Source organism: Streptomyces sp. NPDC079020 (assembly GCF_044542225.1).
GTDB lineage: Bacteria > Actinomycetota > Actinomycetes > Streptomycetales > Streptomycetaceae > Streptomyces.
Map to the genome: position 1 here is coordinate 36,798 of NZ_JBITUB010000022.1, position 23,363 is coordinate 60,160.

Genomic DNA, 23,363 nt, shown 5'->3' on the forward strand with positions numbered 1-23,363 from the left:
GGGTGCGCTCGGCGCCGGCCGTGTGTCATTTGAGGAGGTGGGACGGTTTGCGCGCCCGAGCCCCGTTCAGGGCTGGTTGCGGAGTTTCTTCTTGTCGATCTTGCCAAGGGCGGTGAGAGGCAGCGAATCGGCGAGATGGAGCATCTTCGGGGCCCAGAGTGCGCCCTTGCGGGCGCGGACGTGGTCCATCAGATCGGCTGGAGTCGCCTGTTGGCCGGGGCGCAGGACCACGGTGGCGGTGACGGCTTCGCCCCAGCGCGGGTCGGGAGTGCCGTAGACGGCGCTGGCGGAGACGGCCGGGTGTGTGGCGAGGGCGTCCTCGACCTCGCGCGGGTAGACGTTGAATCCGCCGGTGATGATGGTGTCCTTGATCCGGTCGATGATCGTGATCAGGCCGGTGTCGTCCTGGCGGGCGACATCGCCGGTGTGCAGCCAGCCTCCCTCGAGCGCCGTGGCGGTCTGCTCGGGCTTGTTCCAGTAGCCGTCCATCACGAGGGGTCCCCGGACGCACAGCTCGCCGGGCTCGCCTGCCGGTACGTGGCGGCCGTGCGGGTCGAGCAGGGCGATCTCCACGCCGGGCATCGGCCGACCGCAGCTGCCCAGGACGTGGGGGTCGTCCCGGTGTTGGGACGGGTCCAGGACGGTCAGCGCGTTGGGGGCCTCGGCCTGGCCGTAGTGCTGGCTGAGGACGGGGCCGAGGAGCCTGTGCGCCTGGGCGAGCCGGGCGGGGTCGGCGGGCGCGGCACCGTAGAGGACCCAGTTCAGTCCCGACAGGTCGGCTGCGGGGAGCCGGGGGTGGTCGAGCAGGGCGTACAGCATGGTGGGAACGACGAACGTGGCGCTCACGCCGTCGCGTTCGATCGCGTCGATGACGCGGTCCGGGTCGAAGGAGGGGTGGAGTTCGAAGCGGGCGCCGTGAAGCAGGCCGGGGGCGACCAGGAGCCCGGCGGCGTGCGACATGGGGGTGGTGATCAGGAAGTGAGTGTCCGGCGGCCAGGCCCAGGTGGAGCAGGCCCAGGCGTTGGCGAGCAGTGAGCGGTCGCGCAGCATCACGCCCTTGGGTTCGCCGGTCGTGCCGCCGGTGTAGAAGAGGTAGAGCGCGGGGCCGCGCGGGTCGTTCGGACCGGGGGGCGTGTCGGCGGCGAGGCGGTCGAGCTCGGCGAGGGTGATCGTCTTGGTGCCCTCGGGGCGGGCACGGGCGGCGAAGCGGGTGTCGTCCACGACCAGGTAGTCGGACTCGCTGTCACGCAGGACGGTCCGGTCGGTTTCCGCGGTGGCCAGCGGATGCAGGGCCGTGTAGCGCAGTCCGGCCAGGCAGGCGGCGGCCATGACGGTGAACGCCTGCGGGTTCGGGCCGCACAGCAGGGCGAGCCCGTTGCCGGGCATGAGGCCCAGTCGTCCGAACGCGGCCGCGGTGCGTTCGATCCGTTCCGCGGTCTCACCGTAGGTCCAGGCATGTTTTGTCCCGTCGTCGCCGGTGAAACGGAAGGCGGTGCGCTCGGGCCGCCTTCGCAGCGCCGACAGGATCAGGTCCGCGTAGCCGGGTCTCATCGGCTCCTCCCCAGGATGGTCACGGCGGCAACCGCCTCCTCGATTCCGTAGAGGCCACCGCCGTTCTCGGCGATGGCAATGCGAGCGTCGGGGACCTGGCGCTCGCCCGCCCGGCCACGCAGCTGCGTGACCAGTTCGAAGACCTGCGCCAGTCCGGTGGCGGAAACCGGGTGGCCGCGCGATTCGAGTCCTCCGGACGGGTTCACCGGAACGGTGCCACCGAGCGCGCCGGCGCCCGAGGCCGACCACGGGCCGCCGTCGCCGATCGGGCAGAAGCCCAGGTTCTCCACCTGCTGGATCTCTCCGAAGGCGGTGGCGTCGTGGACCTCCGCCACGTCGACCTCCCGCGGGCCGATGCCGGCCTTCTCGTAGGCGGCGAGGGCGGCCCGGCGGCCGATGTGCCTCCCGGCGTCGTCCGCCGCCCGGTCGGTGCCCGACAACAGGACACTGCTCAGCACCGCCACGGCCGACTCGTCGCGCGTGAAGTCGGCCCGCGTCACGACAGCGGCGGCAGCCCCGTCGCTGACCGGTGAGCACATCGGCACCGTCAGTGGCCATGCCACCCGCCGCGCCGCCAGGATCTCCTCCGCGGTGAACGCTCGGCGGAAGTGGGCCCGGGGGTTGTGGACGGAGTGGGCGTGGTTCTTCGCCGAGACCACGGCCAGGTGGGCTTCGGTAGTACCGAAGCTCTGCATGTGGGCGCGGGCCAGGGAGGCGTAGATCTCCATGAACACCGACCGGTCGCCGTCCACGGACAATTCGGGTGGCAGGGGGTCGGTCAGGGCGGCGAGCGCGGCCAGAGTCTCCTCGCGGTGGGCCACGTCCATGGCCCCGTCGAACACCGCCAGCCCCTGAGCGGGATCGGCACAGACGAACTTGTCCACACCGACGGCCAGCGCGACGTCCGACAGGCCCGCCCGCACATGGGCGATCGCCAGCCACAGGGCTGTGGCACCACCCGCGCAGGCGTTCTCCACGTTCACCACGGGTACCCCGGCGAACCCGTGCGGGCGCAGGGCGACCTGGCCGGGGATCATGTGCTGGCCGTCGATCGCCTTCTGGCTGACCGTGGCGTGGAAGACGGCGCCGACTGCGGCCGGGGCGATCCCGGCGTCGCGCAGGGCCTCGTGCGCGGCCCGGCCGGCGAGGTCGCCGGCACTGCGGTCGAGGTGGCGGCCGAAGGGGGTGGCTCCGACGCCGAGGATGAGTGCTTCACGGTTCATGACACGACCCGGTTGCGCAGCACGCCCAGGCCGGAGACTTCGAGTTCCACGGTGTCGCCGGGTTCCAGGAAGCGGCCGTGCTCCAGTCCGCAGCCGGTGGGCACGGTGCCCGAGCACAGGACCTCTCCGGCGTGCAGCCGGGTCGACCGGGAGGCGAAGGCGATCATGTCGGCGAAGGTGTGGTGCATATCGGTGGACGTGCCCCGGCTGGCCTCCTCGCCGTTGATGCGGGCGGTCATCGTGAGCCGGTACGGGTCGCCGAGCTCGTCGGCGGTGACGATCCACGGGCCCAGGACGTTCGAGTCGGTGAAATCCTTGCTCTTGCTCAGGCCCAGCCCGGTGGCGATCTCCTCCAGCTGGGTGTCGCGTGCGCTGAAGTCGTTGAAGATCGTGTAGCCGAAGATGTACGACGGAGCTTCCACCGCTGGGATGTCCGTACCGCCGCGGCCCAGCACACAGGCGAACTCCAGCTCGTAGTCCCTCACCGAGGAGTACGCGGGCCAGTGGATGTCGCTGTCGTGGCCGGTCAAGGTGAGCCGGTTGGCCATGTAGTACAGCGGGCGTTCGAGCATGATGGCGGGCAGTTCGACCTGGTCGGCCGGGATGCCCTGGATCCGGGAGCGGGCATTGCGGAAGTGATCCATGAAACTGCCGAAGTCCCGGATCTGCACCGGCCTGGGCAGCGGGGACAGCCAGCGCACCTCGGACGCGGCGACGACCGCTTCGGACGGGGCCTGTCCGGCGAGCCGCTCCAGGATCTGCCGCACGGGTTCGCCGCCGTCGATGATCGTCTGCATGGTGGCCAGCGCGGGGGCGTGCTCGCCGGTCACCAGGCGGTGGGCACGGTCGAGCAGCAACAGGCGCTCACCCTGATCGAGTACGAGCGCGGTCCGCTCGACGCGGTCGTACTCCACGGTTGCGAGTTTCACTGTCGTTTCCTCTCCTCAACAGGGTGCAGGGGTCGGTCTGCGGAGACCGCGAGTCAGACGAAAGCCACGACTCGGGCCGGGGCGGCGCTCGCTCGGGCGATCTTGATCGGGAAGAACGCCACCCGGAACCCCGACGGGGGCAGCGCGGCGAGGTTCGTCAGCTGCTGGACGATGAAGACCTCCCGCTCGCGGCCTGCCCGGTGGCCGTCCCACAGCACGGAGTTGTCGCCGCTGTCACGGAACTTGCCGGCCATCACGGAGAAGCTCAGGTCCCAGCCCGCGGCATCGGTGCCCAGGACCTTGGCCCCGAGGTCGGCCAGGAACAACGTCGACTCGCGGCTCATGCCCGGGTAGCGGAAGAACTCGAGGTCGGACAGCCCGTACCGCTCCTGGCCGGTGCGCAGCAGGACGGCTCCGCCGGCCGGGACCGGGGCGCCGTTGTCGGCAAGGGCGGACTTCAGCGCCTCGACGGTGATGGGGGCGTCCGGTTCGCACCGGCCGCGCAGGTCCAGCACGAGCGCCTCGCACCACAGCTCGTCCAGGGCGATGTCGGTAATGGTGCGGGCGGGCCTGCCCTCGCAGGTCGAGCCGTAGTGGAGCGGGGCGTCGACGTGGGTGCCGAGGTGGGAGTTGAAGTCGGTGAGCAGTTCCGCGCCCCAGCCCTCACCGTCGGGCAGGTCCTCGACGTTGCAGTGCATGGCGGCGGCGAACTGCTCGCGGCCCTCGCCCGTCGGGTGCGCGTAGGCCACGGCGGGCGCGATCACTGCGGCGAGCGGGCGCAGCTGCTCGGGGAGCCGCTCACGGTCGGCGGGGTCCAGCGTCCTGGTGAGGTCGATCAGCTCCATGACGAGTCCTCCTTAGTTATTGGACGCTCAGCATAGAACTGGACGAGCGACATAGGCAAGGGTTCACCGGCCCCGGCTCCGCCCGGCCGGCGTGAGAGAATCGGCCGTGTCAAGCCGCCGCAACGCTGGGAGGACACCGCGTGGGTGCGACCCGTAAGCAGGAGATCTCCGCCGAGACCCAGCGCCGGCTGGTGGCCGCCGCATGGGAACTCGCCGCCGAGGGCGGGGCCGCTGCGGCGTCCGTCCAGGCCGTGGCGGAGCGCTCCGGCATCAGCCGGGGCTCCGTGGCCTGGCACTTCGGCTCGAAGGACGGGTTGCTGAAGGCGGTCATCGAGGAAGCGTTCCGGTGGGGCAAGGACTTCATACGCGAGCGCCTTGCCGCCATCGGGCCGGACGCCGGAATCGAGGCGCTGATCGAGGCGAACTTCGCCCTGATGTCCCGGCCCGAGGCGCACATCTTCTCGACGCTCCTGATCGAGGCGGTGAGCCGCGAGTCGGCCATGCGCACGACGTACGCCGAGGAATACGCCAAGATCCGCGGCATGTACGCCGACCACCTGCGCGCGACCGGTGCACACGTCACCGACCCGGAGGCCGTCGCTGCGGCGCTGCTCGGCGGCACCCTGGGCATCAACATCCAGCACAGCCTGGACCCGTCCCTGAACCGCCGACGGGCCGTGACCGCGATGACGGACATCTACACCGACGCGCTGGCCCGCACCACACCTGGCACGCCGTCCGGCGCCTGACCCACACCCGCCGGGCCTTGCTCCGGGCCGTGCTGGACAAGGCCGGTCACCACCGCGCCGCGCAGGGCCGCCACGATGTCCCGGGCCTCGCCGCCCATGGCCGGCAACCGGTCCATGCGCGCGGCCGGACCGGTTGCCGAATGCCCGGGGGCCTATCGGGGTGAAGCCGGAGAGGTCATCGGGTCCCTTCCCGGCGTGGGACCCGCCGTCTCGGGGCGGAGTTCGTCGTGGCTGTGGGGGACGTGTCGGCCTGTACGGACATCAGCCGCCTCGCCTCCGCGGCAGGCCTGGTGCCCGTCCCACGCGACTCCGTGCGCCGCACCGGCAATCCGCACCGGCCCAAGCGGTACAGCCGCCTGCGCAGGGTGTTCCGCGTGTCCGAGCAGACCGGCATCATCCGCGAAGCACCCGATCGGCTGGTGCCGGAGCACCGACTGACTCAAGGAGTCAGGTTCGGCCGCCACTTCTCGTTCGTCGCTCCCGTGGCCCTTCGCCGGCCCGTCTGCGCGATCCCAACTCCGTTGTGCGCGGGCCACGTTGTATCGGACAACAACTCCGGGGATGCTGGGGAGCAGCGGGCCAATTCGTGAGCGCGCTGAGCCCTGACGGCCGATTCTTCGCCGTGGCCGGACCGAGCGGTGTGCGGCTGTGGGACCTGAGCAGGCCCAAGGATCCGGTCGACCTGAACCGCGGGATCCGCCAGACGGCCAGGCCCACCTCACGGTCACCGCCACGTGGAACCCCCCGACACCCGCCGAGCCGGCCGCTGACACCGCCCGGCCACACGCTGAGGGGCAAACGCCCGGAGCACCCTGACCGGGCCCACCGAGCCCATGGCTGACCACAGCCGCGCGTCGTCGAACGGCCATCCCGAGGAAGCACGGGGAGCCCGTCGAAGCCGGCGGCCGGGAAGACGTCTGAAACTCGGCGTGCTCATCACCAGCACCAGGAGACACAGCGACCGGCTCACCCAGGCGCAGCGCGGCGGTCCTCGCGGAAAACGGGGTGGACTGGGCGCGACACCGGTGTGGGCCGGTCGCCCCCGAACCAAATGCTCAGCAGCCGCGTTCGGCCGTGAGCGCGTGCGCGGCCAGGGTGTTGGCCGCAGCGTCGGTCGCCTCGTCGCCGGGGCCGGTCCATACCAGGGCGAAGCTGCGCCGCCCGTCGGGGGTGGTCGCGGCTCGGGTGTGGAAGCCGAAGGTGTCACCGTGGTGACCCCAGTAACCGCCGTCCGGGGAGGGCGTCCACATCAGGCCAAGGCCGTACCGGGAGCCCGGCCATGCTTCCGCGACGTCTCCGGCTGTCGGGACGGTCCGGCGCATCTCGTCCTGTTCGGCCGGGCGCAGCAGGTCGCCGCGCTGCAACGCGGCGAAGAAGCTGTTCACGTCGGCGAGTGTGCCGATCAGCGCGCCGCCCGCACCGCCGAGGGTCTGGTTGCAGACGGTGACGTCAACCAGGCGCGGCTCGTCGGGGAAGGAGCGGTATCCGCGTGGGTGCGGGCCGTGGATCAGCGGGTCGGTCCCGGGAGCGGTCGTGCCACGCAGGCCATGGGGCCGGATGATGCGCCGGGTGACGTGCTGTTCCCAGCTTTCGCCGGTCGCCCTCTCGATGATCAAACTGATCACCTGGTAGCCGGTGGTGGAGTAGTTGAACGCGGTGCCGGGTGGGAAGTCCGGCGGATGACGCAGCGCGCCGGCGATGAGTTCCGCCGCGGAGTACGTCCGGAACCGGTGCGTACGGAACGCCTCCGCCGTACGCAGCTGAGGCACCGCGGCCGCGTCCTCGGGATAGTCGTACAGGCCGCTGGTGTGCTGGAGAAGGTGGCGGACGGTGATGGCGCGGCCGTCGTTGCCGTTGCCGGTGACCAGGCCCGGCAGCCAGCGCTCGACCGTGTCGTCCAGCGAGAGCAGCCCCTCGCCCACCAGTTGCAACGCCACCGTCGCCGTGAACGCCTTGGTCGCACTGCCGATCCGGATCGAGGAGTGCCACGCCACCGGCCGGTCGGTGCCCAGCTCCGCCACTCCGGCACGGGCGCGTGCGCGCCTGTCTCCGTCCCGCAGATCCGCCAGGACCCCGACCGCCCCCGCCCGGTGAACCGCCTCGGTGCCCCGCCGCAGGAAGAGGGGGGTGTCTGCCTCGGGTGCGGCGGATGTAGCGGATGCGCTGGATGTGATGGATGTGGCGGGCGCCGCGCAGGACTCCGTCGCTCGCGGCCCGGCCACCACGAGCAATGCCGCCGCAGCCGTCGAAGCGACGCGGGCGGCGTGCCGCCGGCGGGGTGTCCTCCGTACCATCACCCGATCTCCGATCAGCCGGGGGGCGAGCCATCGCGCAGGTGTCCCGAGCGATGAGGCACTCGGCCGGGAGAGACCTACCCGTCGCCCTCAGCCCGGGAATCGGCCTGTACGGGTGATTACGCCAGGTGAGCATGCTCGCCGGTACACGTCGTGCGTGCGTACGGCGGCAGACTGCCCGGCAACGGCTGGACCCGTCCCGGTCGGAGCCGTAACAAGCTGCCTCCCCGAGCCACCGGCTGGACCCGTACAAGCCGGTGATCGATGGGATCCGGCGGATCGAGTCTGTGAGGAGGAGGTGACGCGGGTATCGCACACGGCGGTTCGCCGGATCGGTTTCAGGGCCGGGACAGTGTCCGCCGGGAGGTCGGCCAGGTGTGGTGATGGCGGTCGATGGCGTAGTCGTGGCGGTGCTGCCAGCCTCCGGAGATGGAACGGGCTCCGGTCAGGTGCGGGTGTCCGGGCTGGAGTTCGGCATGGACGTGGTCGAGCTGTGTGGGGTCAACGGCCGGCCACATCACCGTGGCGGCCAGAGTGGCGGCGAGAGCGATGGTGCCCAGAACGGTGGCGGTGACCGGCAGGCCGGTGCCGGCGGCGAGCCATCCCGCGAGTGGGTAGGTCAGCAGCCAGCAGCCGTGGGAGAGGGAGAACTGGGCGCTGAAGGCGGCGGGCAGGTCCGGTGTGGTGGCGGACCTGCGGATGACGCGTCCGCCCGGGGTGAGCACGGCCGAGCAGGCGGCGCCGATCGCGGCCCAGGCGAGGAGGATCCCCGCCCACGACCAGGTGCTGGGCGGGGCCACGCCGAGGGCGGCGACCGCGGCGAGGATGGCGGGGAGCGTGAGGGCGGTGGCGATGGAGCCCGCGCCATAGGCGCCGAGTGCGAGGGACAGCGCGCTTTCAGGGCGATGGAAGTGGTCGCGGACCACGACGACGGTGCATACGAAGATGATCGCGCCGGCTGCGGCGACCGCGAGGTCGAGGGCGAGCAGGGCCCGGAGTCTCGGGGTCGCCCAGAACAGGCGGGCACCGAATGCGGCCTTGGCGCGGGCGCCTCCGGAGCGTTCCACCGGGACCGGTTTCGGCAATGCCACGGAGACGACGAGAGCTGCGGAGGCGAGGAAGCCGGCCATGGTGCCGACAAACAGCCAGTTGTAGGAGATCAGGGTCAACAGGCCGACGGCGAGCGCGGGGCTGAACAGGCTTTCCAGGTCGTAGGCGAGCCGGGAGAGCGACAGGGCCCGGGTGTAGTCGCGTTCGGCGGGCAGCACTTCGGGGATCGTGGCCTGGAAGGTCGGTGTGAACGCCGCGGACGCTGCCTGCAGGAAGAAGATCAGAACGTAGATCTCCCAGACCTGGGTGACGAACGGCAGGGCGAGCGCGACACCGGCGCGGGTGATGTCCATGGCCACCATGAGCGTGCGGCGCGGTATCCGGTCGGCGACGGCACCGGCCAACGGGGCGATGCCCACATAGGCGGCCATCTTGATCGCCAGCGCGGTCCCCAGGACCGCTGAGGCGCCGTCGCCCGCGATGTCATAGGCGAGCAGGCTCAGCGCGACGGTGGCCAGGCCCGTGCCGACCAGAGCGACGACCTGGGCGGTGAACAGGTGTCGGTAGATGCGGTTGCGCATGACGGACAGCATCGGCCCCGTCCCGGGTCGGTGTGATGAGACCATCCCATTAGACAATATGTGCATACCTAAGCACATATTGTCTTCGGGCCAACGCCGCAGGGTGCGATTCCGGTCAGGCGTGGGGCGGCAGCGCCTTGATCTGGTGGTCGGCGACGCTCAACGCCTCATCGACCAGTCGGCGGAGGTGGCCGTGGCGCAGGGAGTAGACGACACGGCGCCCGTCCTTGCGGGTCACGACCAGCCCGGCGAGACGGAGCTTGGCCAGGTGCTGACTGACGGAGGGCCGCGCCGCGCCGCACACCTCGGTCAGCGTGGTCACGTCGGCCTCACCCCGGCCGAGCTCATGCAGCAGGGCCAGGCGCGTGCGGTCCGCGAGCAGGGCCAGAACGGAGGCTGCGACGTCCAGCCGCTCATCCGCTCGCTCTTCCTGCATATGCAGTGCACCTGCTGAACCTGCGCCTGAAGCCATACTGCCATCGTAGAGGCGGGCGGACCCGGCACGTCCATGTGTGCGCACCCACGCACATGCCGGTGAAACGGCGCTCGGAGCGGCGCGAGAACCATGAGGGTCTCCTCGCGGTCGGCGCCTGCGGCGAGCCGGGGAGCGCCCGGCCAACAGCCCGCTTCCTTCCACCCGAGCCGTGCGCAGAAGACCTCCAGGCCCGCTCCGCCGCACGCAGCGAGGCACAGTCGCTCCAACCGCAACTCGTTCCAGGTGCCCATGGGCTGCGTGTTCCCGTGCCACGGTCCGACGTCAAGGGAAAGCACGGCCGTGGGCATCGGGGTACATACAGGCGTCGTCACCAGCGATGTCGCGCATCCGTGCGAAGAGCACACGACATCGCCGACGCGCTCCGGCCTCATCGAGTGCACCGCGCAAGGTGCGCTCGGCGGCCGGTTTCCCGTCCGTGGTGCGGGGTCGGCTTCGGGGCGGTTCGTCAACTGGGCATCTTCGCGCACGGAGCGCCGGCCCCCTGACTGGTGAGGCCCTGTCACACCGGGCGCCCCTGCCCGGTCCTATCGGATTGACCGGCAGAAGAACCGGCACCCCCCGACGGAAGGCTGACCACAGTGCTCCCCGACACGCCCCCGGACTCCCGGCAGCGGCAGGTCTGGCTCCCCGCCGAGTTCACCAGCCTCGCCGGCCTGCCCGTCGGACTGCGCTATGCCCACTGGGACGGGCGTTCGCCGTTCCCGTCGGATCCGGCCGACGTGGAGTTCTACGTACCTCCCCTCGTCCAGGACATCGGCATCATCAGCAGACCACTGGGCCGGATGACGCGTCTCAGGGCCGTCCAGGCCCTCAGCTCCGGGACCGACGGGCTGGGGGCGCGGCTTCGCCGGCTGCCGGGCCGCGTCACGCTGTGCAACGCCCGGGGTGTACACGCCCGCAGCACGGCCGAGTTGGCGCTGACGCTCGTCCTCGCGTCGCTGCGCCGGATACCGGAGTTCACCCGCGCCCCGGGCCTCGGGGCGTGGCAGCCCGAGGTGTTCCCGTCGCTGTACGGACGGTCGGTGCTCATCGTGGGGTACGGCGCGGTCGGCAGCGCCCTGGACGACCTCCTCACCCCCTTCGACTGCGCGGTCGCACGTGTCGCGCGCACCGACCGGGACTCCCCCCGCGGGCCCGTGCACCGCGCCGCCCTGCTGCCCCGGCTCATCACGAGCGCGGACATCATCGTGCTGACGACCGCGTTGACCCCCGCGACCCACCACTTGATCGACACGCACCTGCTGGCCCGCGCGCGGGACGGCGCGCTGCTGGTGAACGTGGCCAGAGGAGCGGTCGTCGACACGGCGGCGCTGCTCGCGCGGGTGCGCGCCGGGAAACTGCGGGCCGCACTCGATGTGACCGACCCGGAGCCGCTGCCGGCCGGCCATCCACTACGGGAAACGCCCGGCGTCCTGATCACCCCGCACGTCGGCGCGTTCACCTCCGCCATGTGGCCACGCCTCGAAGCACTCGTCCGTCGGCAGCTGAATCGTTTCGCCGCCGATGAGGAGCTGGACGGCATCGTCGCCTACTGACGCCGAATCACACCGAGCAGCCGCCCCGCCCAACCCGCGGCGGAGCGGCACAACCGAGGGAGCAGCCATGACCATGAGTTCCGCAACCCCCGCCACCACACACGAGCCCGACGCCCACGACGGCCTCACCCCGGTCGCGGCGGCACGCGCGCTGGTCCCGCTCCTCGCCGACGAGGCGCCCCTCACCGAGGAGCGCCGCCGCCTCACCGGAACATCCCTGACCGCCCTGCGCCGCGCCGGCCTGCTCCGGCTCGGCACACCCGAGGCGTACGGCGGTCGGGGCGCTGACATCCGTACGGCGGTGGACGTGTGCGAGGAACTGGCACGGGGCTGCGCCGCCGGCTCCTGGATCGTGGGCATCGCCTACGGCGGCGGTCTCTTCGCCTCCCAGCTCCCCCACCCCGAGCGCGCGGCCCTGTGGCAGGACGATCCGGACGCCGTCGTCTGCGGCTCCGCCAACCCGTCCGGAACGGCACGGCGCTCGGACGGGGGCTGGACACTGGGCGGCCGCTGGCCCTGGATGTCAGGCATCCACCACGCACCCTGGACCCTGCTCGGCTTCACCTGGACCGGTGCCGGGGGCGAGCCGGAGCGCGGGATGGCCCTGCTACCCACCTCCGCGCTGACCGTCGACGACGTATGGCACATGGCGGGCATGCGCGGCACCGGCAGCGACACGGCCGTCGCGGACGAGGTGTACGTACCGGACTCCCGCACGATTTCCCTCACCGCCATGGCGAACGGTGCCTACCGGCAACGCCATCCCGACGAACCCCGGATCACCTTTCACCTCTCCATCAACCTGCCCCTCGTGGCGACGGGTGTCGGGATCGCCGCGGCGGCACTGGAGAAGGTGCTGAGCGCCGTGGCCCGGGGCAAGAGCGCGGTCTCCCCCCTGCACCGCCTGGTCGCCGAGTCCCCCTCCCATCAGCTCAACGTGGCCGACGCCGCGACGCTGATCGACACCGCACGCCTGCACCTGCGGCGCGCCGCCGACGAGATGGACACGCACGCACGCGCGGGCCGCCGTCCCGCGCTCGCCGAGCGCGCCCGGCTGCGCGTGGACGCCGCCCACGCCATGCGCTGCGCCCGGGACGCCGTGAGCCTGCTGCTGGATACGGCGGGTGCGGGCAGTTTCGCGGACGGATCGGATCTGCAACGGGCCTGGCGCGACATCGAGACGGCCTCCCGGCACGCCGCCCTCAGCGTCCAGACCGCCAAGGAGATCTACGGCCGCGCGCTCCTGGGTGCCCCGCTGCCGCCGAGCCCGGTCATCTGAGAGGAGCCGACCATGACGACGGCCGACAACACGCGGGTGGCCCTGGTCACCGGCGCGGGACGCGGTATCGGCGCCGCGATCGCCGTCCGGCTGCACGAGCTGGGACACCGAGTGGCCCTGCTGGACCGCGACGGTGACGCCGTGAGCGCGCTGTCCGGCACGCTCGACCACGGCGCGGGCACCGCACTCCCGCTCCGGGTGGACGTGGACGACGCGGCAGCGGTCCGGGCCGCGCTGCGCGAGGTCTCCGGCACCTGGCAGGCACCCGACATCCTGGTCAACAACGCCGCGCGCACCGCCCCGGGCTCCGTGTGGGACATCGAACCGGACGAGTGGGACGCGGTGATGGCGACCAATCTGTGCAGCGTCCTCATCCTGACGCGGCTGTGCGCGCCCGCGATGCGCCACGCGGATGGGGCCGCGTGGTCAATCTCGCCTCGCTCGCGGGCCAGCAGGGCGGCACGCTCGCCGGCCCCCACTACTCGGCCGCCAAGGCGGGAGTCCTCGTGCTGACCAAGGTGTTCGCCCGGGAACTGGCGACACACGGCGTGACCGTCAACGCGGTCGCTCCGGCTTCCGTCCACACTCCCGCGGTGGCGCAACTCGGCGGGCCGGCAGTGTCCGGGGCGGCGCGGAACATCCCCGTGGGCCGCATGGGCAGGCCGTCCGAGGTGGCCGCCCTCGTGGCCTACCTGGTGAGTGAGGAAGGCGGATACGTCACCGGCGCCACCCTCGACATCAACGGCGGCACCCACATGCGCTGAGCCGCCGCGGGCGCACCCGGTCCGGCGGCGCTACGGAGTGGCGGCTCACGGAGGGTGCGACCTGGCACTCGGCACGCCCCGGGGGCTCGCTGTCTTCCTGCCCGCACCTCCGGCATCACTGTCGCCGCCACGTGGCAGCATGCCGGGCGCGCCGGTGACCGGGGACATACGTCGCCGAGGCCGGCAGAGGGTCAGACGTCCTGCGACGCGCCTTCCAGCCGACTCCCGCCGGGGGTCCCGTTGCGGACGTACCCAAGGTCGATGGGCGACGCCGGGCACCGTCTTTCCATACGCCGGCGAGCAGTTCGGGCAGTTGCGGCGGCCACAGCGGCTCGTCGTCACCGGACAGATCATCGGGCGACCACCAGCGCCAGCCGAGGATTCCGTCCGCGGCATGCGAAGCTGCGAGGTCGCCGACCGGATCTCGGCGCGGGCCGTACGCGAGGAAGATGTGCTCGTGCTGGCGAACCGGCACCCCTGCCCTGGTGAAGTCGTGTTCCCACAAGCACAGCACGGTGCCGTCGACCTCAAGGCCGGTCCATCCGGTCTCCTCGCGCAACTCGCGCTCGGCCGCCCGCAGCGGTGACTCGCCCGGATCCAGCCCGCCGCCGGGCATCGCCCAGTGGACGCCGGCTTCCTCGTTGTCATACCGGAGCATGAAGACCGCCCCCTCCGGGTCCAGGACCGCGACTCTGGCCGCTTGTCCGGGTATCCGCATCGCACCAGCCTGCCAGTGCCGAACGCCTCTGTCGATCATGTCAACGGCCGGGGTGAGGAACAACGCGTCCTTCTGGACGAGCTTTCCCCCGACTCGCGCAGGTCCTTGGCACGACTCGACTCCGTCGGCGGAGGATGAGGCTGCGGCTGCGGCTGCGGCTGCGGCTGCGGCTGATTCATGCTCGTTCGATGCCGCTGCGTCCATAAGGCCTTGATCCGTGGCTGTACCCGTCATCTGCTTGATCGTCACAGGCACGTCAGGAGGTAGTCCGTGAACCCGTGGGCAGTGGTGGTAGCGGGTGTGGCGGTCGCCCTGTACGCGGTCCTGTCACACCGGCTGTCGACCACGGTGGTGTCCGGACCGTTGGTGTTCGCGGCCGCGGGACTGGCCATCGGTCCTGTCGGGCTGGGACTCGTCGAACAGGATGGGGGGCTGGAACCGGTCCGGGCTCTGTTGGAGAGCGCGCTGGCGGTGGTGCTGTTCGCCGATGCGGCGGCGATCCGGAGGCGGGAGCTGCGCCGGGAGCGGTTTCTGCCATTGCGGCTCCTGGCTGTGGGGCTGCCGTTGACGATGGCGTTGGGATGGCTGGTGGCATGGCCGCTGCTGCCCGGTCTTGGGATGTGGGAACTGGCTCTGGTCGCGGTCATTCTGGGGCCCACCGACGCTGCGCTCGGCCAGCAGGCGGTGTCGGACCGCAGGGTGCCCACACTGGTGCGCCACGGCCTGGACGTCGAGTCGGGTCTGAACGACGGATTGGCGCTGCCGTTCTTCGTACTGGCGCTGGCGGCGGCCGGGAGCGGCCACGGCGATCAAGGTGTTGGGGAGACGTTCCTGCGCGCCCTCCTGCTGAGCTCGGCGATCGGTACGGCCGTGGGCTGGGCCACCGCCCGGCTCCTGCGGTGGTCCGCCGCACGCGGATGGACCGCTCACGGATGGCGTCAACTGGCGTCGCTGGCCGTACCGGCCATCGCCTATCCACTGGCCGTCGAGGCCGAGGGCAGCGGATTCATCGCGGTCTGGGTCGCCGGACTGGCCTTCGGAAACGTCCTTCGAAGGTCCACTGCCCCCGTGAGCGGCGCGGACGCGGCCGGCAGTGCGACCGCCTTCACGGAACATCTCGGCCTGCTGCTCGCCTCACTGAGCTTCCTGGCCTTCGGCGCGGCCGTTCTGGGTCCGGTGCTGGAGCACCTGACCTGGCGGATGCTGCTCTACGCCGTACTCAGCCTGACCGTGATCAGGATGCTCCCCGTCGCCGTGGCCCTGGTCGGAACGGGGCTGCGCCCGGCCACTGTCGCCTACATCGGCTGGTTCGGACCGCGCGGACTGGCGTCTGTCGTGTTCGGCCTGCTGGCCGTCGAAGAGCACCTGCCCGGCACCCTGGTCCTGGGTGGCGCGGTGGCCACGACGGTCGCCTTGAGTATCTGTCTGCACGGAGCCACCGCTCCGCTGCTGGGCGGCCGCTACGGCGCCTGGTACACCAGAGCACTCGCGAGCCGTCCCGGACTCAAAGAGCACGCGGTTCTTCCCGCCGAGGTTGCCGCCACGCCACGGGGCGGCCCGGACACCGCTTACTGAGGCTGAACCACGCGCCGACGATGTCGGCGGGGATGCGTCCGCGTTCCGGATTGGTGTAGCCGTGGCGCGGGGCCGGGTAGGGACGTCATGGGTGTGGGCGGTGATGTCCGGTGGTGCGGCGGAGTGGCCCGGCCGCGTGGCCGGTTAGACGGGTGGTGGGCGAGAGCGGTGTGAAGAACGGGCCGCGGTCAAGGGCGCCTTCGGGGAACATGGGGACGGTGGCTCGGCCGCTGAGCACGCCTGGTTCCGGCGCGGCCGGTTCCTCTGCCCCCTGCCCTCGGTCCGGTCTCCCGGACGGCGGCTGCCGCACCGAGCCAATTCGCGGGCCCATGCGTCATCATGGTCCTCGCGGATTCCGGTCGGGGGGCAGGTCTGTTGAGTCGTGTCGGTGTCATGCGGACCGTGTCGGGCGGGCGGGAAGCCTCGGGTGCGTGGACGACGCTGCGGGTCCCCGCTGCCCTGTGCCTCCTTCTCGCTCTGCTGCTCACGGCCGCGCTCCCCGCTGCGGCGGATACCTCCTCCGCCGCCCCGGCGGACGAGTGCCGGTCCTCAGAACTGGCCACGGCACGAGTGAGCACCTGGGTGCTGCTGGAGCACGGAAACCGCACCTACACCAAGGTGCGGACCGAACTGCGCGTCGAGGTGCGCAGGGACTGGCCCTTGGCCCGGGACCTGTTGCTGAGCGAGAACAGCCCCGCGTACATCCGGGCGATGGCCTGCCTCACCCGTACTCACGTCGGACAGCAGCGGCGCTGGTCCGAGTGGCGCGACGGACCGCCTGTGGTGACGTCCGAGAAGGACGGCGGGGTGACGGTCACCGACCGGACGCATGCCTGGGTCAACGTGTACGGCTGGTCCGTCGACACGGGCGTCTGGCGTGTGAGGGCGGGCAAGGACCGGTGGACGATCAGGCTCCTCCCACCGCGAGCGCTCACCGGCGCCCGTTGGAGCGAGATCAAGGTGGACCCCGGCGAGCCCGGCGCGGAGACCGCGACCCCGCGGCCCGACGGGGGCGAGGGCACCACAGCATTGATATGGCACCCGGCCGCGCCCGACAAGAAGCCCGGGAAGGAGAAGCCGGGAGGCGAACGACGCCCCGCCGACCCGAACACCGTCGGCGAGAAGACGCCCACAACCGACCCTGTTCCCGCCGTGACCGTCCGGATCAAGCCCTCGTGACAGCGTTCCTGGGCCGCCCAGGGCAATCGATCGGCCGCCGTGCTGCTGGACCGTTCCGGTTCGGTGGTCGTCGGCCTCGTGACCAGTGTCCTCCTCCTCTTCGGGGTGGTCCTCTACCGCAGACGGTCCGCCCTGCCCACGGGCCGGCAGGACCGTACGCTGCGGAACCTGGCCCAATGGGCCGCGGTGTTCACACTTCTGACGCTGCTGACGGACGGCCGCGCGGTGCTCCAGCGGTACGGGGAGCTGCGGGGCAGCGTGGTCTGGCAGGACGAGCTGGTCCTCCGCGACCACGGCTTCGCCCTCGCGATCGTCGCCGTGCTGCTGTTCGTGGCCCGGCCGCCCCGTAGCATCTGGGCGGCGGTCGCTGTCCTGGCTGTGCCGCTGCTGGTGGCGGCACTGCCGCGCACGTTCGACCTGCACCGCGAGGCGCTCGGCAAGGCGTCCGGGGTCGCGCTGGCGACCGAGGCCACCGCTTCCGCTTGCCTCTTCGCTCTGTCCTCGCTCGCGTTCGTCGCAGCGGCCTGGCACCTGGCCACGGACGGTGGACTGCTGCCCAAGAGCCGCCGCCCACCGGGAACCGACCGGGTCCTCAGACTCCGCCTCGTGGGTCCCGCAGTGCTCGCCTGGACGGTCCTCGTAGCGGCCTTTTTCGCCCTCACCGAGGAACGTGCCTGGCAGCGGGCCTCCTGGCTCAGCGACCGCACCATCCCCCACTACGGCCTCGACCACGGGAACGACTTCGTGTGGGAGGCCCTGTCCTCAGTGGCCCAGTCCCAGGACTGGCTCTCATGGTATGCGTGGCTACTGACAGGGATCGCCGTGCTCGCGGTGCTGCGCGCGTGGCGCTCGGTCAGCGCCGCGTCCCCGCTCGAAGAACCGGCCGGCCAGCTCCTGTTTCTCACCTTCTTCGCCGTCGTGGTCACGCTTCTACCAAATGCGTTACTACTCCATGCAGTTCGCCTATCTGATCGCCCAGATCGTCGCGATGATCAGCATCTGGCAGTTCCTCGCCGAACCCGACGCCGCCCCTCAGCTCCCAGAGCCGAAGGCTTAGGCGGCGCTTCGTCAGGGCGGCGCTTCGTCAAAGCGATCCGCGGCGCCACAGCCGGCTGCTCGTCCAGCGCGGTGTTTCGTCCTTCGACCAGCCGCTCGGCCGTGCGCGGTGCTTTCGGCCGCAGCAGCCTGCCCCCTCGGCATCGGCCGGCCTTGCCTATCTGGGCGGGTGCCCCGCAGCACTTGGAACAGTTCGGCTCGATGCCGAGCTGTTCCACGTCGGTCGACTCCGCCCCGGAGCCGTGGGACCGGAATCGTTGGCGCGGGAGTACACCTGCGCGAGGCCGTAGCGGCGATCCGCTGGAGCTGCCGCACACCTGCGACTGGGCGCTTCGCGGGACGCGGCGGGCGAACGCTGTCTCCAGCGGGCGGCCCGGACTTCCCCCGAGCGGTCGGCCAGGGGTCAGTCCCCCTCAAGGGGCGGTCACGACGGCGCTCCGCCGCCCCCGGGACGGGGGCGGCGGAGCGGGCCCGACCGGGCTGCCCCGGCCGGGCCGGCGGATCAGGAGACCTTGCAGGCTCCCGCCGCGCACTCGGTCAGCCACTGGTCGAACTCGGCGTCGTAGGCACCGCCGATGGACCGGGCCAGGAGGTCACGCCCGCCCGGCCAGTCACCGCTGCGGTAGTAGCGGAGCAGGGTGTCCACCTCGCGCGGGTGCCGCTCGACCATGAAACGGACGGCCAGGTAGCCCCAGCGATAGGTCCGGTCCTGGTTGCTGTTGGCATAGGTGGTGTCGAACAGCGTGCTCAGCCGGTAGGTGTGCTTCCCGGCCTCGGTGATCGCCGCTTCGTAGGTCTCGTGGAGGTAGGAGTAGGAGACGTACTCGGCGAAGCCCTCGACCCACCAGACGGTCGGGGTGGTCATGCCGTCCTCGAAGTCGCCGTACATGTTGTACCGGCCGTCGAGGTAGTGGGTGTACTCGTGGTTGAGGTTCCAGATGGCGAATTCGGGCTTCTGCCAATCCGCCTCGTAGGCGATGAAGCGCGGCTGGTTACCCTCCGCCGAAGGGTCACCCTCCAGGTACATGCCGCCGTTGTTGGTGTCGATGCCGTAGATGATCCCGGCGTAGGTCCGGTAGTCGTTGCTGGAGTCGAAAGCGGTGACCTCGATGGTCTCGTTGTTGTCGTCCTTCACGGGACCACTGTCCCGCGCCACGGTGTGGAAGAAGGCGTTCTGTTCGCTCATGCTGCGGCAGGCCTCGGCCAGCTGGTCCGTGGTGATCTCCTGGGCCTTGATGGTGATACCGCCTCCGCAGTCGTGCCGCACGGGCAGCGCCGCCTCGGTCAGCCGTTCCTTGAGGTTGCAGGTGCCGTACTCCTCACACCGCTCCTTGTCGTAGGCATCGGTCATCTCGGCGACGCCCACCCACAGCGGCGCGGTGGGGCCGGTGATCTGCGACTTGGCGAGCAGGTCCTTGGCCAGCGGGCCGGCCTTGTCGCGCAGACTGTCGTGCTGGAGGAAGCGGCCCAGTTCGCGTCCGGCGTTGTAGACGAGGAACCAGTTGTCGCCGCCGAGCGTGTCGATGTGGTCCTTGGCGAACGTGGTGACGGTGTCCAGCACGCTCGGGTCCTGCTCCACGGCGGTGACGAACTCCGGCACCTGGTGGCCGCGGAAGAGCACCGTGAAGACGCTGTTGACCGCGTTGACCATCCAGTAGGAGCCGTCGTAGCTCGCGTCGTAGTCGGTCAGCAGCCGCTTGACGATGGACAGGTAACGGGCGTTCTCCTGGGCGCTGTCGACCAGGATCACCGCCTCGGAGAGCGTCTCGCCGTTGGCGTCGGTGACGTCATTCGAATGCGGGGCGGCGAAGAAGGCGTCGAGGCCGCCTTGGATCGCGGACTTCAGCGTGCTGCCGTACGGGCCCACGTCGTCCGGGTGGTACCACTGCACGAAGTAGCCGGCGCGCAGGAACAGCACCAGCTGAGGCATCCCGGTGGAGCTGTCGCCGGGGTAGTCGGCCGAGCCGGCCCGGAGCGCCTGCGCAACGCTGGTCATCTGCTCCTCGCGGAAGGCTCCGCGCGCGTCACCACCGGTGAGGGTGAACAGCGTATTGACGCAGCCGGTGGCGGACTCCTTGATCTTCTGCACCAGCGCGTCACCCGTGTTCTGGGTGAAGTCCGTGATCCGGCAGTCCGCCGCGCGGGCTCCGCTCTTCTGCCCGCTCTTCAGCCCGTGCAACGAGGGGCGCGGATGTGCGGTCTTCTCCGCCCACGGCTGGTCGTAGTCGGTGCGCTGCACCGACTGGTCGGCGCTGAGCGGCGGACGGTCGGAAGTGGTACGGGCGCGGCGGCCCGAGTGCTCCGCCGACGGAACCGCGTCCACCTGAGCCCGAGGGCCGTCCGGGTCGGCGCCGAGGAGGCTGAGGGACGTTCCGGCGGCCGTGGGGGCACCCGCCGGACCGGAGAAGGACGGAGCCGCAGTCGCGAGGCCCGGTGCGGCGAGGAGCCCGCAGCCGAGACTCAGGGTCAGGGCCAGGGCTGCCAGGGGGGCTGTGCGTCGGTGCGTCCGGCGCGCCTCACGGCGCGCTAGAGATATTCGCATGTTCGCTCTCCCATAGTGGGGGGATCGGCATGCCCATGCCAGACCTTGGCATGAACACGGCCGCTGTGCAATGTACAATTTCACATGCCACACTGCACAGGGAAGGTCCGTGCACCGGGAATTCACCAAGAGATTCCCTCCAGGGCCGGCTCTACCGCGTCGGGCCACCGTGGACCCGCCCTCACCTGCGGAGCGTTCGCGCGATGGGCGGAGCGTTCGCGCGAGGCATCCCGCCCATCGCAGCAGCCCGAGTCCTTGGCCCCGCCCACGGCCACACACCGTCTCAGCCCCGGGCCGCGGCCGGCGAAGCGGAGCCAGGGGCCGGAAGTTGACGGTGAACTCGCTGCGGGCCACCAGGACGGCACCCGGGGCCGGGCAGCGCGGCGGCGGCCCCGGCAAGCCGGCCCGTGAGGTGCACTGCGGCCCGGCCCGCCGGACGGTCGTCCGGCCGGCCGACACATACGGCAGCACCCGTCCCGGCACCCACGGCGCCCCGGGTCCGGAATCGAATGCCAATCCCTGCGCGTCGACCGCACCTTCGTGCGCGTCCGCACTGCCGGGAAGTGCGGACTCAGATGTCTTCGACGACACCTGGCGTTCGCCCCGGGCCTGCGGAGACCACCGCGGCCGCCGCCGTATCCCCGAAGAGACCGCTGTGAGGAACGGACTGCACACAGTCGGCAGCCCCGGCCCTACGGCGCGCCTCAGGTCACGTGAGGCTCATGACAGGGACCTTCATAGCCGCCTTCGGGGAGTTCCCGTACGTGCGTACCTTCTTCAGGCCCGTCCGGAGCTCATCGATGTCTTTGCCTGGGGCGATCCCCAAAGTGGTGCTCCTGGACGGCAGTTGCCACCCATCCACGGAATCGCTCCGGAACTGGAGGACGAGCCGACCTGGCAGTAGGACTGCCTCTTCAAGACCGCCATGGTCAATGCCGTCCTCTCCGACGTGACGCGTTGGCCGTCCAGCTCAAGAGCAAACTCCCGCTCCCCCGGCTCCTTGAACACGCACCGCGGCTCGAAGCTTCGGGCGTCCTCGTTGGCGTCCTCGGCGATGAACACAGTGAACGTCTGTTCAGGAACCGACTCCCCGGGCGCCAGATACCGGATGACGAATCTCCTGGGCGGATCTGAGAGACACCTTCTCAAGGGTGTCCGGCGGGTGCGTTGAGCACCGCGATGCCCGTGGGGGTGGCGACGTGGGCAGTCGTCCGGCGGTCCCGGTGGGTGTTGATCAGGCCCGCGTTGCGCAGTGTCGTGGCGTGCTCGCTGGCACTGGCCTTGGCGATGCCGACAAGCGCGGCGAGCGTCGCACCGCCTTCTGCGGCACCTACCGCCTACGCTCACCTCCGCGGTGAGTTCGAGCGACGACTTCAGGCCCCCGCAGCAGGACAGCGACATCCCCGACCCCCCGCGAAGCCCGGATCCGGTGGCTCAAGGCGGAGAACGCCAGGCCCCGGGAACTGCCGGCCGCAGCGGAACACCCGCTCGACGAGCTCACGGGCTTCCGAGGCCAGGTCCCCGCCCGACTCGCCGCCCAGCACGAGGAGATCGACCGGCTTCACGAGACGGTCCGGTTTCACGAGACCGTTCAGCTTCACAAAACCGTCCGGCTTCACAAAACCGTCCGATTTCACGAGACCGTCCGGCTTCACAAAACCGTCCGATTTCACGAGACCGTCGTGCCGGGACGAGCCCTGTGAGTCACCTGTCCTCAACGCGAATCAGGGTGATGGGAACCTGCGGCAGACGGTCCCCGGCTCGCTGTTCGGAACGGTCGGAAGCAGCGGGATCGAAAAGGGTTTGCGGACAAGGGCTGCGGTTGGATAGACGTTGCCGCTGAACCCGCACCCACGAGGGCGGCGGGCCCACGACAACGAGAGGAGAGATAAGCCCATGATCCCCACGACCACCGCGCTTGTGTCCTCCCGGGGTACGGTCCACATCTGACCCCGGAGCGGACGGGCGCCTTCACCGGAGCGTGTCTCGACCGTGAAAACGAACGACCTGACCATGCGTCCGATCACCGGACGCGAAGAACTCGACCTCTTCTCCCAACTGCCTTACATCCTCAACGAGGAGTTGGCGGACGACCTTGCCGCCGGCCGCCGCCGTCCGGAATGGATGTGGGTCGCCCTGCGCGGCGGGCGCCCACTGGCCAGAGCCGCATGGTGGGGTCGGGCCGGAGACGAGACACCATTCCTTCTGGACATCTTCGACATCGACGACAGCAGCGCGGATCGCGATCGCGTGGACATCGGCGTGCGGCTGCTGCGTGCCGCCACGGCCTCAGTGGTCCCGGCCGACGCCCGTCCACCCGAGTACAACCGAACCGTCCCACCCGCTTGGCGCGAGGGCGAAGTGACCAGGCGCATCGTCGAGGACCGCATGATCGCCCTGGAACGGACCGGCGCCCGTCAGTTCGTCGAACGGCTGCTTCTGGAGTGGCGTCCCGGGATAACGCTCCCCGAGCCGAGGGGGCGCCTGGCGTTCCGGCCGGTCCGCGACGCCGAGGAAGTCCTCGCCCTGATGACTCGAGTCCTGGACGGAACACTGGACGCCCACAGCAGGGACAACCTGACCCGGATGTCCCCCCGCGAAGCGGCGGCCACACACTACGAGGAGGAGCTCGCGCACTTCCGGAGCCCGCAGGACTGGTGGCGGATCGCGACACTGCCGGACGGTGAGCCGGTGGGGTTCGTCACCCCGGCACGCAACGACTACAACGCCGTCATCGGCTACCTCGCCGTACTCCCCGAACATCGGGGCAACGGCTACATCGACGAGATCCTTGCCGAAGGCACCCGGATCCTCAGCACGCAGGATGTCCCCCGCATCCGAGCAGCGACGGATCTCGGCAACACCCCCATGGTGAACGCTTTCCAGCGCACCGGATACGTCAACTTCGCGCGCCGGATCTGCATGATCTGGAGCTGACCGAGGGCGCGGGGCTCCCGCAAGGTCGTCCCGCCCACTCGCCCGCTCTCCCGAGGTGGG

General features: G+C 70.7%; 16 protein-coding genes and 3 pseudogenes. 9 read left to right on the top strand and 10 right to left on the bottom strand.

What is annotated here, in order from left to right; genetic code table 11:
* Window positions 1–66: 66 nt before the first annotated feature.
* The 4 genes from ACIGJO_RS31980 to ACIGJO_RS31995 are packed head-to-tail and all read right to left on the bottom strand — an operon-like array spanning window position 67 to window position 4,548.
* Complete coding sequence (locus ACIGJO_RS31980; RefSeq protein WP_399964212.1) at window positions 67–1,551, bottom strand: AMP-binding protein; 1,485 nt, start codon at window positions 1,549–1,551, stop codon at window positions 67–69.
* Window positions 1,548–2,774, bottom strand: a complete 1,227-nt coding sequence (locus ACIGJO_RS31985; protein ID WP_399964214.1) for a thiolase family protein — start codon at window positions 2,772–2,774, stop codon at window positions 1,548–1,550. Before ACIGJO_RS31985 ends, ACIGJO_RS31980 begins: the two co-directional genes overlap by 4 nt.
* Window positions 2,771–3,703 (bottom strand): fumarylacetoacetate hydrolase family protein, encoded by a 933-nt coding sequence (locus ACIGJO_RS31990; RefSeq protein ID WP_399964216.1) that lies wholly within the window; start codon window positions 3,701–3,703, stop codon window positions 2,771–2,773. Before ACIGJO_RS31990 ends, ACIGJO_RS31985 begins: the two co-directional genes overlap by 4 nt.
* Before the next feature lie 53 nt (window positions 3,704–3,756).
* Window positions 3,757–4,548 (bottom strand): cyclase family protein, encoded by a 792-nt coding sequence (locus ACIGJO_RS31995; RefSeq protein ID WP_399964218.1) that lies wholly within the window; start codon window positions 4,546–4,548, stop codon window positions 3,757–3,759.
* A 140-nt stretch (window positions 4,549–4,688) separates the two neighbouring features.
* On the opposite strand from ACIGJO_RS31995, the gene ACIGJO_RS32000 reads away from it, so the two are divergent.
* Together ACIGJO_RS32000 and ACIGJO_RS32005 are read left to right on the top strand one after the other, a co-directional pair.
* Window positions 4,689–5,297: a TetR/AcrR family transcriptional regulator gene (locus ACIGJO_RS32000; RefSeq protein WP_399964220.1), complete on the top strand. Its 609-nt coding sequence runs from the start codon at window positions 4,689–4,691 to the stop codon at window positions 5,295–5,297.
* 171 nt (window positions 5,298–5,468) lie between these two features.
* Window positions 5,469–5,794, top strand: a pseudogene (locus ACIGJO_RS32005) (transposase); the annotation flags it as partial.
* A gap of 558 nt (window positions 5,795–6,352) precedes the next feature.
* On the opposite strand, the gene ACIGJO_RS32010 reads toward ACIGJO_RS32005, so the two are convergent.
* From ACIGJO_RS32010 to ACIGJO_RS32020, 3 genes are all read right to left on the bottom strand, one after another.
* The gene (locus ACIGJO_RS32010) at window positions 6,353–7,522 is read right to left on the bottom strand and encodes a serine hydrolase domain-containing protein (RefSeq protein WP_399964314.1); all 1,170 of its coding nucleotides are present in this window, start codon (window positions 7,520–7,522) and stop codon (window positions 6,353–6,355) included.
* Between the two features lie 407 nt (window positions 7,523–7,929).
* Window positions 7,930–9,234 carry an MFS transporter gene (locus tag ACIGJO_RS32015; RefSeq protein ID WP_399964222.1) on the bottom strand — a complete coding sequence of 435 codons (1,305 nt, stop codon included), beginning with the start codon at window positions 9,232–9,234 and terminating at the stop codon, window positions 7,930–7,932.
* A 103-nt stretch (window positions 9,235–9,337) separates the two neighbouring features.
* Window positions 9,338–9,658 (bottom strand): ArsR/SmtB family transcription factor, encoded by a 321-nt coding sequence (locus tag ACIGJO_RS32020; RefSeq protein ID WP_399964224.1) that lies wholly within the window; start codon window positions 9,656–9,658, stop codon window positions 9,338–9,340.
* A gap of 638 nt (window positions 9,659–10,296) precedes the next feature.
* Here ACIGJO_RS32020 and ACIGJO_RS32025 point away from each other — a divergent pair.
* The 3 genes and pseudogenes from ACIGJO_RS32025 to ACIGJO_RS32035 all read left to right on the top strand — a co-directional run bounded on the left by ACIGJO_RS32025 (window position 10,297) and on the right by ACIGJO_RS32035 (window position 13,296).
* Entirely contained in the window at window positions 10,297–11,253 is a 957-nt protein-coding gene (locus tag ACIGJO_RS32025; RefSeq protein ID WP_399964226.1) for a 2-hydroxyacid dehydrogenase, read from the top strand.
* A gap of 73 nt (window positions 11,254–11,326) precedes the next feature.
* On the top strand, window positions 11,327–12,532 hold the full coding sequence (locus tag ACIGJO_RS32030) for an acyl-CoA dehydrogenase family protein (protein WP_399964228.1): 1,206 nt from the start codon (window positions 11,327–11,329) through the stop codon (window positions 12,530–12,532).
* A gap of 12 nt (window positions 12,533–12,544) precedes the next feature.
* Window positions 12,545–13,296: pseudogene (locus ACIGJO_RS32035) on the top strand (SDR family oxidoreductase).
* Between the two features lie 115 nt (window positions 13,297–13,411).
* Here the strand turns inward: ACIGJO_RS32035 and ACIGJO_RS32040 are convergent.
* Window positions 13,412–14,077: an NUDIX hydrolase gene (locus ACIGJO_RS32040; RefSeq protein WP_399964230.1), complete on the bottom strand. Its 666-nt coding sequence runs from the start codon at window positions 14,075–14,077 to the stop codon at window positions 13,412–13,414.
* Window positions 14,078–14,284: 207 nt separating this feature from the next.
* Between ACIGJO_RS32040 and ACIGJO_RS32045 the strand changes: the two genes are divergently transcribed.
* From ACIGJO_RS32045 to ACIGJO_RS32055, 3 genes and pseudogenes are all read left to right on the top strand, one after another.
* A complete protein-coding gene (locus tag ACIGJO_RS32045; protein ID WP_399964232.1) occupies window positions 14,285–15,589 on the top strand; it encodes a cation:proton antiporter in 1,305 nt (434 codons plus the stop codon).
* Between the two features lie 393 nt (window positions 15,590–15,982).
* A pseudogene (locus ACIGJO_RS32050) lies at window positions 15,983–17,683 on the top strand (DUF6185 family protein); the annotation flags it as partial.
* A 22-nt stretch (window positions 17,684–17,705) separates the two neighbouring features.
* Window positions 17,706–17,825 (top strand): DUF6185 family protein, encoded by a 120-nt coding sequence (locus ACIGJO_RS32055; RefSeq protein WP_399964234.1) that lies wholly within the window; start codon window positions 17,706–17,708, stop codon window positions 17,823–17,825.
* A gap of 501 nt (window positions 17,826–18,326) precedes the next feature.
* Here ACIGJO_RS32055 and ACIGJO_RS32060 read toward each other — a convergent pair.
* Together ACIGJO_RS32060 and ACIGJO_RS32065 are read right to left on the bottom strand one after the other, a co-directional pair.
* The gene (locus ACIGJO_RS32060; RefSeq protein ID WP_399964236.1) at window positions 18,327–20,366 is read right to left on the bottom strand and encodes a collagenase; all 2,040 of its coding nucleotides are present in this window, start codon (window positions 20,364–20,366) and stop codon (window positions 18,327–18,329) included.
* Between the two features lie 1,373 nt (window positions 20,367–21,739).
* The gene (locus tag ACIGJO_RS32065) at window positions 21,740–22,039 is read right to left on the bottom strand and encodes a hypothetical protein (protein ID WP_399964238.1); all 300 of its coding nucleotides are present in this window, start codon (window positions 22,037–22,039) and stop codon (window positions 21,740–21,742) included.
* 340 nt (window positions 22,040–22,379) lie between these two features.
* Here ACIGJO_RS32065 and ACIGJO_RS32070 point away from each other — a divergent pair, with 340 nt between their 5' ends.
* Entirely contained in the window at window positions 22,380–23,303 is a 924-nt protein-coding gene (locus tag ACIGJO_RS32070) for a GNAT family N-acetyltransferase (RefSeq protein ID WP_399964316.1), read from the top strand.
* Window positions 23,304–23,363 lie beyond the last annotated feature (60 nt).

What these genes read in the sequence shown, in the direction of transcription:
- ACIGJO_RS32070 (WP_399964316.1), top strand. Translation starts at nt 22,380, where the DNA reads ATGCGTCCGATCACCGGACGCGAAGAACTCGACCTCTTCTCCCAACTG.
- ACIGJO_RS32020 (WP_399964224.1), bottom strand. Translation starts at nt 9,658, where the DNA reads ATGCAGGAAGAGCGAGCGGATGAGCGGCTGGACGTCGCAGCCTCCGTT.
- ACIGJO_RS32030 (WP_399964228.1), top strand. Translation starts at nt 11,327, where the DNA reads ATGAGTTCCGCAACCCCCGCCACCACACACGAGCCCGACGCCCACGAC.
- ACIGJO_RS32015 (WP_399964222.1), bottom strand. Translation starts at nt 9,234, where the DNA reads ATGCTGTCCGTCATGCGCAACCGCATCTACCGACACCTGTTCACCGCC.
- ACIGJO_RS32055 (WP_399964234.1), top strand. Translation starts at nt 17,706, where the DNA reads ATGCGTTACTACTCCATGCAGTTCGCCTATCTGATCGCCCAGATCGTC.
- ACIGJO_RS31980 (WP_399964212.1), bottom strand. Translation starts at nt 1,551, where the DNA reads ATGAGACCCGGCTACGCGGACCTGATCCTGTCGGCGCTGCGAAGGCGG.
- ACIGJO_RS31985 (WP_399964214.1), bottom strand. Translation starts at nt 2,774, where the DNA reads ATGAACCGTGAAGCACTCATCCTCGGCGTCGGAGCCACCCCCTTCGGC.
- ACIGJO_RS32060 (WP_399964236.1), bottom strand. Translation starts at nt 20,366, where the DNA reads ATGCGAATATCTCTAGCGCGCCGTGAGGCGCGCCGGACGCACCGACGC.
- ACIGJO_RS31995 (WP_399964218.1), bottom strand. Translation starts at nt 4,548, where the DNA reads ATGGAGCTGATCGACCTCACCAGGACGCTGGACCCCGCCGACCGTGAG.